The organism is Pedobacter cryoconitis (assembly GCF_014200605.1).
Taxonomy (GTDB): Bacteria; Bacteroidota; Bacteroidia; order Sphingobacteriales; family Sphingobacteriaceae; genus Pedobacter; species Pedobacter cryoconitis_B.
Window position 1 is genome coordinate 996,386 of record NZ_JACHCE010000001.1, and the last position, 13,528, is coordinate 1,009,913.

General features: G+C 37.7%; 10 protein-coding genes. 6 read left to right on the forward strand and 4 right to left on the reverse strand.

All coding sequences use genetic code 11. The features are described from left to right. Positions 1-8: 8 nt before the first annotated feature. Positions 9-977 (reverse strand): SDR family oxidoreductase, encoded by a 969-nt coding sequence (locus HDE68_RS04540; protein ID WP_183879342.1) that lies wholly within the window; start codon positions 975-977, stop codon positions 9-11. Between the two features lie 123 nt (positions 978-1,100). After that, a complete protein-coding gene (locus HDE68_RS04545; RefSeq protein ID WP_183879344.1) occupies positions 1,101-2,060 on the reverse strand; it encodes a hypothetical protein in 960 nt (319 codons plus the stop codon). Between the two features lie 360 nt (positions 2,061-2,420). On the opposite strand from HDE68_RS04545, the gene HDE68_RS04550 reads away from it, so the two are divergent. The 6 genes from HDE68_RS04550 (at position 2,421) to HDE68_RS04575 (ending at position 9,254) form a co-directional block, all read left to right on the forward strand. Further along, complete coding sequence (locus tag HDE68_RS04550) at positions 2,421-2,570, forward strand: hypothetical protein (RefSeq protein WP_183879346.1); 150 nt, start codon at positions 2,421-2,423, stop codon at positions 2,568-2,570. Positions 2,571-2,773: 203 nt separating this feature from the next. After that, complete coding sequence (locus tag HDE68_RS04555) at positions 2,774-4,438, forward strand: tetratricopeptide repeat protein (RefSeq protein WP_183879348.1); 1,665 nt, start codon at positions 2,774-2,776, stop codon at positions 4,436-4,438. A gap of 13 nt (positions 4,439-4,451) precedes the next feature. Further along, complete coding sequence (locus HDE68_RS04560) at positions 4,452-5,117, forward strand: response regulator (protein ID WP_183879349.1); 666 nt, start codon at positions 4,452-4,454, stop codon at positions 5,115-5,117. Between the two features lie 102 nt (positions 5,118-5,219). Further along, positions 5,220-5,426 carry a hypothetical protein gene (locus HDE68_RS04565; protein ID WP_183879350.1) on the forward strand — a complete coding sequence of 69 codons (207 nt, stop codon included), beginning with the start codon at positions 5,220-5,222 and terminating at the stop codon, positions 5,424-5,426. Between the two features lie 132 nt (positions 5,427-5,558). After that, positions 5,559-6,629 carry a type I restriction endonuclease gene (locus HDE68_RS04570; protein WP_183879351.1) on the forward strand — a complete coding sequence of 357 codons (1,071 nt, stop codon included), beginning with the start codon at positions 5,559-5,561 and terminating at the stop codon, positions 6,627-6,629. Between the two features lie 615 nt (positions 6,630-7,244). Next, positions 7,245-9,254 (forward strand): GxGYxYP domain-containing protein, encoded by a 2,010-nt coding sequence (locus HDE68_RS04575; protein WP_183879352.1) that lies wholly within the window; start codon positions 7,245-7,247, stop codon positions 9,252-9,254. A gap of 129 nt (positions 9,255-9,383) precedes the next feature. Here the strand turns inward: HDE68_RS04575 and HDE68_RS04580 are convergent, their stop codons facing one another. Both HDE68_RS04580 and HDE68_RS04585 read right to left on the reverse strand, forming a co-directional pair. Continuing rightward, a complete protein-coding gene (locus HDE68_RS04580) occupies positions 9,384-10,211 on the reverse strand; it encodes a response regulator (RefSeq protein WP_183879353.1) in 828 nt (275 codons plus the stop codon). Then, the gene (locus tag HDE68_RS04585) at positions 10,196-13,366 is read right to left on the reverse strand and encodes a two-component regulator propeller domain-containing protein (protein WP_183879354.1); all 3,171 of its coding nucleotides are present in this window, start codon (positions 13,364-13,366) and stop codon (positions 10,196-10,198) included. Before HDE68_RS04585 ends, HDE68_RS04580 begins: the two co-directional genes overlap by 16 nt. Between the last annotated feature and the right edge of the window lie 162 nt (positions 13,367-13,528).

Below are 13,528 nucleotides of genomic sequence, written 5' to 3' on the forward strand. Positions count from 1 at the left end.
AAAAATACTCATTCTGTTAAACTATCCGCACTGGCCAGAATTGCTTCCTCTTTACTTTTGGGCTTCCATCCAAGCAAGTCTTTTGCTTTCTGATTAGACATCACAATAGAAAGAGATGGATCAAGTGGCTGCAAATCTCCAATGTTACCTGCTAATTCAGGTCTTTCTTTCCTGATCAATTCTGCTACATCGTAAAGACTCATTGCGCCAGTTGAGGTAGCCAGGAATCTTTCGCCGGCAGCTTTAGAGCTTGTCATCGCAATTACATGGATATCAGCCACATCGCGTACGTCTGCAACACCAAAGGTAAAAGGTGGTGTTTCTGTTAAATGTCCATCAATTATAGCTTTAACCATTCCAATAGAAGTAGAATAGTCTTTTCCCAGTGCAGGACCAAAAACACCAACAGGATTGATTACCGTTAGTTCAAGGTCTCCGCCTTCGCTATTTATAAAGTCCCAGGCTGCTTTTTCTGCAATGGATTTAGACTTCACATAAGCATTGTCTGATAATTCGGGATCAGTCCAGTCGAGCTCTGTAAAAACATGGTCTTTAATATCTTTACTGTATCCTATGGCTGCAAAAGAGGAAGTGAGCACTACCCGTTTAACACCAGCGCCACGAGCAGCTTTTAAAACTCTAAGTGCACCGTCACGTGCAGGAATAATCAATTCATCTGCATCAACAGGATCACTCGCAGGGAAAGGGGAGGCTACATGAAGCACATAAGTGCAATCTTTTACTGCCTCATCCCAATTATGGTCTTTAGTTAAATCTGCTTCTACGAAGGACAGTTTTTCTAAAGAATTAATGCCAGCTTTACTGAGCAGATTGTTTACTTCGTCTTTTCTGGTCAGTGAACGGAGTGTAGTTTTTACTGTATAACCTTCTTTTAAAAGTTGTAGAATACAATATAGGCCGATAAATCCTGTACCGCCTGTTACTAATACTGTTTGTTGTTTTGCTAAGTTTTCCATGTTCTGATTTCTTAAGACAAAGATCTCTCAAAACCATCTCACTCATTTTGTTTAAACGTCCAATTTTTTGTGTTTAAAAGTTTAGTGATGCATTGAATTATCAAGGCATAAACTTTTCATACATTACGGTTGATTACCCTCTACGTGCTCAGCATACATATGTTCAGAAAGTGGCAATAATCTTTTACGGCTATCTGTGGGATTTTCACCACCAGTAGTATAAAATACTACATTGCCATTTACTTTTGAATAATGAACTTTTCCAATATCATCCCTGGTAATCTCTGCAACATTTTTTATTCTTTTTAAATGCTTTAATCTGAAAGTATCCTTGGGAATAATATTAGCGCCTTCAACTTTTTGATTGCAATTTATGGATTGATATTCGTCACCATTCCAGTACATGCATTGATTGTTCATATCATAAAAGAAATATGATCCGCCCATAATAAGGAAAGCAGCAACAAATGATATCACAGCTTTATTGAATTTACGGGGAAAACCAAATTTTCCATTACCACTTTTTGGATTTTCATCTAAAGGGCTATTATCTGATGGAATATCACCTAATAGGCTGTTAATTGGTCGTACTGGGGCAGATTCCGAAAATTCCGCTTTCGTTATTTCATAGGCATCAACTATTTGATCTTCCTCTATTTCCTTTTTACCTGACACTTTCCCTTTAATAACTGATAATTCCCATTCAGTTTTCACCAGTTCATAAGTATCAGGTTTCACATGTGGTCTGGGTTGAAAATCTATCAGCCAGGCTAAAAGTTCAATATTCTTATCTTTTGTATCACCGGAGTATTCCTTCAGAAAATTGTATAAGGCTTTGAAGATATCGGCCTTGGATTCGTTGAGCTTTTTATAATATTCCTGAGCACTATCTCTTTCCACATTTAGCAGCGACTTGAAAGTCTCCTCATCCTTTTTCGAATATCGCCTGTGAAAAACGGCCAGGCATTCCTTTCTCATATTTGCAATCGTAAGATTTCGCAAATTATAAGGTAATGCTCCTTCGTCTCGTCTCTTTTTATAAGTAAGAATTACCTCTTCTTTATAATCTTCAAACCTTTTCAAATCAATTAGTAAATAGTTATTAAATGGAATTTTCGGAATCTCTAAGGAATTTTCGGAATCCGGACAGAATCATTGGAATCTTCGGAATCCTTTGATAGTTAGTCGTTTACATCCCTGTATGTTTGTATCAGAAATCAGTTCAGACTTTGATTCGCTATCAGAGTTTAAATGTACAAAACAGATTTCATAAAGAGATGAAAGCGCGGTGGTTAATGACCGGTTTGGGAAGCAGTTATTATTTCCCGCGTTTGATTCTCACACTTCCCAAAAATTTCAGAAGGCCTTCTGATTTGCAATTGTAGCAGTCCCCACGTATGATTCGTGGGGGACTACATACCGATCATTCTAAATTTTTGAGTTATGTTTTTTCAATTTATACTAACTATTTTACTGGGATTAGTATCCCCATCAACTACAAATACAAACTGTAATCCAAAAGGTGATATTTCTGTTATGCAGGGCGAACCTATTACCGGAGGTGATACTGGTCAGAATCCTCCACCAAAATAAGATTATAAAATAGATTAGAAATACAGTGCCCTCAAAAGTCAAAAGCTTTATGGGGGCATTGTCGTTTCCACGCTATCTTTATTATCCGGAAAACTTATCAGTTTTCGTTATTAATTGATCAATTCCTTTTCGTTAATATATATAATAGTATTTTTTTGATAAAAGCGCTAAATTTTTTCTTTATTTTGGATAAAAATAAGCTCTTGAAATATATCTGTTCGCTCTCGTTTCTTATCCTGCTTTTTTATTCCTGTAAAGACCATTCCGAAAAAGAAAAGAAGGAAGATAATTTATTCTATGATCAGGCCTTTGAATTCCGGGAAAAAAAGATGCCTGACAGTGCCTTCCTTTACTTCAATAAAGCTAAAGATTTGTTCCTGCAGCAAAAAGATACCCTGAGTGCAGGGAAGTGTTTAGTCAACATGGGAATTATCTCCGCAAATAAAGATGATTATTTCGGGGCCCAGGAACTTTCTCTGAGTGCGATCTCTTATTTCGACGAGAAAAAGGAAGATCAATACTTTTACATTCACTCCAACTATAATAATCTTGGAATTTCAACATCCATGCTGGAGAATTACACAGATGCATTAAAATTTTATGACGCCGCAATTAAATTTTCAAAAGGTTCTTTAGATGCCCGCCTTTATTTAAATAATAAAGCTACAATCTATCAGAAGATCGGGGATTATAAAGCCGCTTTGAAAATATACAATCATATCTTAAAAAGTGGCACTAAAAATAAAAAGGAATATGCCAGGGCATTGACTAACATCTCTTCGACCAAATGGCAGCAAGACCCCGGCTATAATCCTTTACCTGATTATTTAAAGGCATTACATATTCGTGAAGAAGAAAAAGATCTCGTGGATCTGAATTCCAGCTATTCACATCTTTCTGATTTTTATGCAAAAAAAGTAACCGACTCTTCCTTACTTTATGCGCATAAAATGTATGAGGTTTCTACCAGAGTAAATAGTGCTGATAATAGATTAGGGGCTCTTAGAAGATTAATTAAGTTGAGTCCGTCTAAAGCCCGGCAATATTTTGTAACCTACCAGAAGCTGAATGACAGTGTCCAAAATGCACGCAGTACAGCCAGAAACCAATTTGCGCTTATTCGTTATGAAACAGAGAAGCATAAAGCAGACTTTTTAAAAGCTCAGTCTGAAAATATTCAGAAACAGAATAACATTCTAAGGAAGAACTTTGCCCTTGGCATCCTTGTTTTATTCTTACTGGGTGGCTACTGGTGGTATAGGAAAAGAAAAAAAGGGCTTCAGCAGGAAAAAGAAATAGAAGTCAAAAATACAGAGATTAAGTACGTCAAGAAAATTCATGACCGGGTTGCTAATAAAGTCTATCAGCTGTTGTCAGAAGTAGAAAATACGCCAAAATTTGATAGAGACATTTTGCTGGATAAACTGGAAGTCCTCTATAATATTTCCAGAGATATTTCTTACGACAGCAAAGAATTAGATACAGGAAAAAGCTATGATCAGGACCTTTCAAAAATGCTAAAATCCTATTCTTGTGAAACCATAGCGGTTTTTATTATTGGAAATGAAGAAGAGTTATGGGAAGATGTAAGTACTGAAGCAAAGGCTGAAGTTTTTTATATTATACAAGAGTTAATGACTAATATGAAAAAACATAGTAAAGCAGATACTGTGGTTTTAAAATTTAGCCGGAATGAAGGTATGATGAATATCTCTTACTCGGATAATGGGATCGGGTTGAATAATACCAGCAAGAAAAACGGTTTAACGAATACGGAAAACCGTATAAAAAGTATCCGGGGTACTATTACATTTGACAATATACAAGAGAAAGAACTTCAAATTCAGCTCTCATTCCCCTTTTCGTAAAAATTTAAGAAGAATGTTCAAAAAAGTACTTATAGCAGAAGACCACGAACACGTTAATATTTCCGTGCGCAAAACCCTGGACGACCTTGGTACAGTCCAGAAAGAATTTAGATATTATTGTGATGATGCCTTAGCGCTTCTACAGGCAGCCATGCGTCAGGGAGATCCCTTTGACTTATTGATTACTGATCTTTCTTTTGATGAAGACACAAACAAGCAACAGATTACCGGAGGCCGGGAGCTTATCAAAGCTGTGAGGCAGTTGCAGCCCGGTTTAAAAATTATTGTTTTCTCCCTTGAAAATAATATCAGCATGGTAGATGAATTGTTTGATGAGCATGGCATTGATGCTTATGTGCGTAAAGCCCGTCATGATGCAGAAGATCTCAGGAAAGCAATAGATGCAGTTTCGGGCAATAAAAAATATCGTTCTGCCGGTTTGATGCGTAATAAAAGAGTAGAGAATTCTTATGATTTTAAAGCTTTTGATATCGAGATTATCAAATTACTTTGTAGCGGAATGCCACAAAAAAATATCCCATGTTATCTGCAGGAAAATAACATTAAACCATCCGGTTTAAGTAGTGTTGAAAAGCGGTTAAACGCAATTAAAACAATATTGAATATTTCCAGCAATGAGCAACTGGTTGCTTATTGTAAGGATAAAAAGATTATTTAATTCTGTTTAGCACGATAAAAAATAATTGCTTTACGGCTATCCGTAATATAAAGACTTTCTGCCTGGATACTTTTGTCATATCTATTCATTAAAAATTGGATTATGAAAAAGTACTATGTAAATAAAAATGCCCAGGGCAACGGTGATCATGAAGTCCATGCTGAAGACTGCATCTATCTGCCGAAGGTTGACAATAGAACCTATCTGGGTGAATTTTCTTCTTGTATTGGTGCTGTAGCTACAGCAAAAAATAAATATCTTATTACAAATGGCTGTAAGATCTGCTCGAATTTGTGCCATACCAGGTAGGGTATTCATAAATCATTGAAAATCTTCAAAATGCATTTCATTAAATAATCAAGGCTTACGGTTTCCCGTAAGATTCATGGTCCTGGTCTGCCTACTTTTGATGAAAACAATTCAAATTATAAATACAGGAAAATGGATCTCAAACTTAAATTAGAGCAACTTCATCAAAGAGTAGTCGGATTAAAAGATCAGATTAACACAGAGGAGGCAACGAAAAATGCATTCGTTATGCCTTTCATTCAAATTTTAGGTTACGATATTTTTAATCCGACGGAGGTAATTCCAGAGCATATTTGTGATATAGGGACTAAAAAGGGCGAAAAGGTAGATTATGTTATTCGTAACAATAATGAGCCTATCCTGATTTTTGAATGTAAGCACTGGAAAGAAAATGCCGATGCACACAACTCACAACTTCACCGTTATTATCATGTTTCAAAAGCAAGATTTGGTGTCTTAACGAACGGTACTATTTATAACTTCTATGCCGATCTGGAGAAGCCAAATATTATGGATGAGAAGCCCTTTCTAACCATTGATCTGGAAAACCTGAAAGATAACTCAATCAAAATTCTGGAAAGCTTTACCAAGAATCAATACAGTTTAGAAAGTATCCTTGATTCTGCAGAAGGACTCAAATACATTAAGGCCATCCGTAATGAATTTGAGAAAGAAATTGATAACCCATCTGATGAAATTGTTAAGCTATTGGTTAACCGTTTTTTTGATAAACCTTTAACAGCAAACCGGATGATCGCTTTTAAAGAATATGCAAAAAAAGCATTAACTATTTCAATTAATGAGTCGATAAGCTATCGTTTAAAATCAGCACTTAGCATTAACGAGAAGATTGAAAAACAAGAAGATATTAAAACAAATACTGTTGATGAAAATCAGGATGAATCTAAAATTATTACTACCGAAGAGGAGTTGGAAGCTTTCCAGATTGTTAAGGCAATTTTAAGAGAAAAAATTCCGGCTAACAGAATTGCGGCCAGAGATACCCAATCGTATTTCGGCGTATTACTTGATAATAATAACCGTAAACCAATCTGCCGCCTCCACTTTAATACCGCCAATAAATATCTGGAGACCTTTCAAAATGGAAAGGATACAGGGGAGAAAAAACAGCTTAAAAGTCTGGATGAAATTTATGACTATAGAAGTCAATTGCATCAAACTGTAGATAAACTATTAATTTAAAATAATGAAAACACTCTTACTCTTTATCATCATTAACACAAATTTCTCAGCCACAAAAACTGTTTACATCTGTAACAGTGGTATCTCAAAAAAATACCATTATAAACAGGATTGCCGGGGGTTAAAAAATTGCCAGTTTAAACTTCTGAAAATTAATCTGGATAAAGCTAAAAGAGAGGGCAGGACTTTGTGTAAATGGGAAAGATGATAAAAGGCTTTTAGAAGACCTATAGGTCATTATAGCTTTAAAAGCCATAAAATTTCATATGTTTTATTTTTGATGTGAGTAGGGGCGAGGTAGAATTATGTTTTAATTCGTCCCTTCTTGCACCACCATAAATCTTTCCTCCCTTCTTCTTCTGGTCTAACCAGCTCTGTGTCTGCTACTAAGGCAGTATCCCAATTTATATATTTATCAGTGAGCCGTATTGAATTTTTCGGATGTTTTTTCGTCCGTCGATTAATTTTTTTCAGGTTGGTTCGGATAAAAATTTTCGTTAGTGAATATCTCTTTTTTATCACGTTATTTTTCAAACCTTTTGGATGGACTAAATAAATACGATAACTTCCAGTATAAAACCAAATATTAAACCTTTATAAATTAAACTCTTACCTATGGCTAAATCGTTTAAATTAACTGGAATTGTGGTAACAATACTGTTTTTACTCCAGTTTTACACTCTGCCTTCAATGGCTCAGATCACCTGGCCTGCCAGTCAGCTTCTTCCATCTTTTGCTGCGCCGGCACAAACTCAGGACTTAATTACGCTTCGCGAAACATCTTCCCGCTGGGAAGCCGAAGGCCCGGCTATCAGTCATAAAACCGGAAGACCTGAAACAGACGGCTGGCTTTGTCAAACCGGGATTGACCTTCCAAATCTTCATATGGTTTACGGTCCTTATGATAAAACTATACCTGCGGGTCCTAACTTAGCAGAGTTTCGAATGAAGATTGATAACAATACTGTCAATAATGATCCTGTGGTGGACATCGATGTCGTCAATGCAACAACCGGTCAGATTCTTGCGGCACAGACCATTACCCGTCAGCAATTTGCTATAGCCTCAGACTATACCAGTTTTAAGCTGCCTTTTACGATGCCAGCAGATAATCAATCTATCGAGTTACGTGTATTCTGGCGGGGGGCCAGTTATATCAAAGTGGATTGGATGAGTGTACAGCAGAATAGTTCTTCTGCAGAAATGTACCTGTTTGCTTCTTTAAAAGGGATCATTAACAAAACAAAGCCCCGTATTTTCTCCTATGAAGGTGACGCATTTGCCGAAGGACCGCATACCTGGCTCGAATCTTTAGGTTTAAGCTGGTCTGAGCCCGCAGATAAGTGGGACCTGATTACTAAATACCGCAATGAAATAGCTGGATTAATCGTTTATGATCCTGCACAGATACACACCGTCAACCTGGCAACGATGCTGGCAAAAAGCAAAGGCGCCCTTATCGTCTCGCCATTGCTCTTATCAAGGTTAACGTCTGCTCCATACAATTTACCTGTTCTGGTTGATATGCGCGGACAGTTCAGCAGTAAACTGCAGGTCTACCAGACTTTATACAATACTTATTGGCCGACCCTTGACCATAGATTATTAATAGGACTAAACCCTGATGCACATAAAGCCGCGCTGCGGGAATACGCGACAGCATTGGGCGCAGCTGTGGTCTGGCTCGATCCGGACATCGCTGGTGAAAGTGAATTGTTAAACAGCTTTCTGTCTTCGATGCCTGCTGGTTCGAACTTTATGGGATGGTGGCCTGAAGAAGCTGCAGGTGTAGAAAGAGCGTCTAAATATGGGTTAACTACCATTGCAAGTGATTGGTGTACTAACCTGACGGTACATAGCGGTACATCCAGAACGGTGAATATTAAACCGATACCTCCAAAACCTGCATTACAAAACAAAATTTATGTGGCCTTCATTTTAAGTGATGGTGACAATTTACAATATGTCGAACACCTGATGCGTAAGCTTTGGTCTAATCCTGACCGCGGTTCAGTTCCCATAGGATGGACTTTATCACCTGCCATGCTGGATGCTATGCCCGGGGCACTCAATTATTTTTGGCAGACCTCAACTAATAATGATAACCTCATTTCAGGTCCTTCGGGTTATGGTTATACCTACCCTAACAGCTGGACTAATCAAAGTTTGTTGAATCAGTTTGTAACCAAAACTGAAGATTATAATAAACGGGCCGGTTTGCGGGTCATTACGATCTGGAACACAATCACTGGCGGGATCAATCAGAATGTGGGACAGGCCTTTGCCAGTTATGCGCCAACATTACTTGGATTAACAGGTCAGAATACAGGTGGCGGACTGACCATTTACAATAATAGCCTGCCTGGAATGGCACTTTCCTGTAACTATTGCAATGATGAACAGGCGATGAAGAATCACATTGCCTCTGCGGCTGCGGGGTGGGATAGAAACTCGCCGCGTTTTGTAATCATACAAGCACAGCCCTGGACTAATGTGACTCCAACAAGTTTTAAGAATGTGGCCGGTTCTCTTAATGCAGACTATGTGGTTGTGCGTCCTGATCATCTCTTTCAGCTTATCCGGGAATCAAAAAATATTTCAGCCGATGATATTCCCAGACCTTAAAGTAACTTTAGCAGTTTAACAGGAGCAAGGTCCTGCGGCAGCTAAAGCACATAAACAGCTGACCACTGATAATTCGGCTCTAAACATCACTGCAGAAGGGACTATGCTTTTTGTAGTGATGTTAACCACTTAAATCTTCTTTTTCTGATTTGCATGCATACTTGCCGCATAATCAGTCGGGGACATTCCAAACTGTTTGGCGAAAATTCTACCAAAATGAGTTTGAGAACTATAGCCAACCATTTCTGCGATCTCGTAGATTTTAAGAATGCCCTCATTGAGTAATTCAGCTGCTCTTTTTAATCTGGCCAGGTTGATAAGTTCGTTCGGAGAAAGATTTGAAATAGATTTTATTTTCCGGTACAGCGTGGGTCTGCTCATATTCATATGAGAGGTCAAAAGATCTACATCTAATTGAGGGTTACTAATCGCTTGATCTATAATTACCTGTATTTTTTTTAAAAATAGCTCATCTGCCTTGGAATAGGCAAGGCTCTTAATATGGAGCAGTGGAGAGCTTGAAAAATAAGCTTTAATTTTATTACGGTTAGCAATTAAACTAGCAGCCTGTACCTGTAAAAATTCTGGAGAAAATGGCTTTTCAATATAAACATCCGCACCGAGTTCTAATCCCTGTATTTTTGATTGCAGGCTGTTTTTGGCTGTCAGCAGGATGACTGGGATATGGCTGAATTCTATTCCTGATTTGATCCTCCGGCAAAATTCAAAACCGTCCATTTCGGGCATCATTACATCGCTGATCACCAGGTGTACAATTTCTTTCTCTAAAATAGTAAGCCCTTCAATACCATTAGAGGCAATCAGGACTTTGAACTTTTCGCTCAGGTCATCCGCTATGAAATCAAGAATCTCTTCATGATCATCAACCAGAAGAATAACAGGTTTCTCCTGGATACCAGGTGCTGTATCTATTGTAAAGTTTAAATCTTTTTCCATTTTCCTTTTAAGTTGAACTCTATCATTTGATGAATGGGGAATGTGGCTACCAATATATTATAATCAGTATCTGTTTCTTCTAATTTAAGAGAACCTTTATGCAGCTCGGCAAGTGATTTTGCAATAGAGAGACCGATGCCGGTTCCTTGTTTCATTTCGGCCTCTTTTGTCCTGAAAAAAGGTTCAAAAATCTTATGTTTCAGTTCCGGTGTAATTTTATTTCCATCATTCAGGATACGTATCATAAACTGATCCTCCTGTTTATTTACGGTAAGCGTCACCTTTACAATGTGCTTCCCATATTTGATAGCATTATCCACCAAATTGCTCATTATTTTATAGAAAGCTTCCAGATCGATATAAGCATAGAGGGGCTCTATGGGTAGAAGCGTCTCATAAATAAGCTCTTTCTGCTCAGCAGCAAGCAGGAACTGCAAATTTACATCGTGAAGAATTTCAGAAATATTTGCTTTAACAAAATTTAAAGAAAAACCATGGATCTCTGTTTTTCTGAAATCCAGGAGCTGATTGGTCAGGTTCAGCAAACGATCAGTATTGCGATCCATAATCTTCAGATTTTTCTCCAGTGCCGGAACTTCTTCCGCAGCTTTGATCATTTTCTCCATTGGTCCTTTAATCAATGTGAGCGGCGTTCGTATTTCGTGCGCCACATTAGTGAAAAATTCGATTTTTGCCTGGTAGATCTCTTTCTCTTTTTTATGCTCAAAGATTTCCATACGCCTGTTATTTTTACGCTGGGTCGCTTTATGATATTGTGTGATGAGCAAAGCGGTTAAACCAATCAGCAGCAATGCATAGATGAAACAGGCAACCGGACTTTTCCAAAATGGCGGAAGCACAACAATAAACAGTTTAATATTGTTTTTACTCCATTCATTACTACCCTGGATCATTGCTTTCGCTTCAAACACATATTCTCCCGGAGCAAGTTTTGTAAAGTATATTTTCCGGTTAGTCTTCAAATATTGCCAATCATTATACAATCCACTTATTTTATAAGCATATTCAGTTTTTTCCGGAGAAAAATAGCTTAATGCAGCAAAATCAATATTAAATGAAGACTGATTGTTATTCAGGATAATCCGGCGGGTATACAAAATAGATTGTTGCAGCAGTGTATCTTCTTTTTTTTGCTGGCTTGCAGCGTTGTCAATTTTAAAGCCTGTTAAAAATAGAGGAGCAGTTTTAGCATTGGTCTTCAGTTGATTTGGTAGAAAACTGATTAAGCCTTTTAAACTTCCGAAATACATTCTGCCATCCGTATCCTTATAAGCAGAGCTATAATTGAACTGATCAGTAAGCAGGCCATCTGTTTTTGTATAAACTTTAACTGTCCTTTGAAGCGGATCAAAACAGATTAGTCCGCGCGTACTGCTGATCCATAATTTATATTGATCATCTTCCAGCATATTAAAAAGGAAGTTAGCTGGCATTCCGTCCTTTACTGTATAGGATTTGAAACCGCCTGTTTTTTTGTCGAAAAGAGATAAGCCACCACCATCTGTAGTAATCCACAGATTCTTTTTGCTATCCTGAAAAATACAATTTACCGTATTATTCGGTAGGCTATTACCGTCCTGACTATCATTTCTGTAATTTTTATAACTGCTGTTCCCGGGTTTGAAGCTGAAAAGTCCATCATTAAAACTTCCTGCCCATATAGTTCCGTCCGCATCTTCTCTTAGATTATTAAAGAATAGAAAAGGTAAACCAGGTACAGGCTCAAAATCATCTTTTTTGCTGTTATAGGTATAAATACCTGCTGTAGTTGCAATCATCAGATCGCCGGCCCTGGTTTTATATAAACTCAAAATGAAATCTGACCGTAGTAAACTTCCCTTACGCACATGATAGTGTTTGGTAATCAGTCCGGTATTGATGTTCATGACATCCAGCCCATGTTCAAAAGTACCGATCCAAAGCTTATTGCCATCGGTAAGTAAACCATGAATGTTATAATGAGCAATTGTATTTTTACTGCCATCCGGGAAATAAGAGCTGAATTTTCCGCTTCCGGGAGTCAATTTATTCAATCCCGCATCTTCGGTTCCGATCCATAAATTGCCATTCTGGTCTTTACAGATTTCCCTGACGTCATTTCCACTAATAGAATTTTTCTGCTGTGTGGGAAAGTATTTGGTGAAAATGGAAGACTGGGCAGCATAATAATTCATGCCGCCAAAATAAGTCCCGGCCCACATTCCTCCATCTGTATCCCGGCAAAGAGAGTAAATCGCATTGTCAGACAGGGAATAGGGATTGCTGTTTTGTTTTTGCAGGTGAATCAGTTTCTGACTTTGATGATTATAAATATACAGACCGGATTCTGTACCGATCCAATACTCCTGATCATTCAATTTTTTTATAGTCCGAACAAAAATGTTGGTTTTGTCCTTGTTCATCACGATCAGATCTTTCAGCAAATTTGTTTTAAGATCGAATAGTTTGATTCCCTGGTTTACAGTTCCGATAATGAGCTGCTGGTCACTCGTTTCTTCGATCGCAGAGATCCAGCCTATTTCTGTTCTCTTTTTTTGTCCCTGTAAATCAAGATTTTTAAAAGTCCGGGATGTCTTGTCGTATCTGCCGATATAACCATTTGGACTACTCACCAGGATTTCACCGTTTGGACGGCAGTAAATATAGGTTGGCACAAAAGATTTTTGAAGTACTACCACAGAAAACCTTTTCTGAACCGGCTCATAAATATATACTTTACCCGAAGAAAGCATCCATAAATTACCTTCATGATCGGGAGAGAGTACACTTATGCTCCTGTCTTTCGTTTCCTTAACCAGTGTGAAAGATTCATTAACTGCGTTGTAATGATATAAGCCCCGATCTGTACCTACCCATAAACTGGCTGGTTTGTCACTAAGTAAAGAATAGACCTTATCACTGCCCAAACTTTTCTGATTGGCAGGATCATGCCGGTAAGTTTTGAAAGAATAACCGTCAAACCTGTTCAGTCCGTCCTTTGTACCCATCCACATAAAACCACTGCGATCCTGAGTACTGCAAAACACGCTATTATTGGACAGGGCATTCTCTACCTGGTAATGTTTAAAGTAATAAGGCTGTGCCTGCAAAACTGTGGCACATAGCAATAAGAAGAATAAGGTTAGAATTCTCAATTTGGTTTGATCGTTATCTCAAATATATCAATAATTATAAAGCTGAATCGATTTTATAACAAACCTTTTATGTCCTTACCGAACAAAAAAATAGAGACAAATTGAAGAATTATTGATACAAACGCGTGCAACAACCAAAAGCTAAAAAACTAATATTTGAGC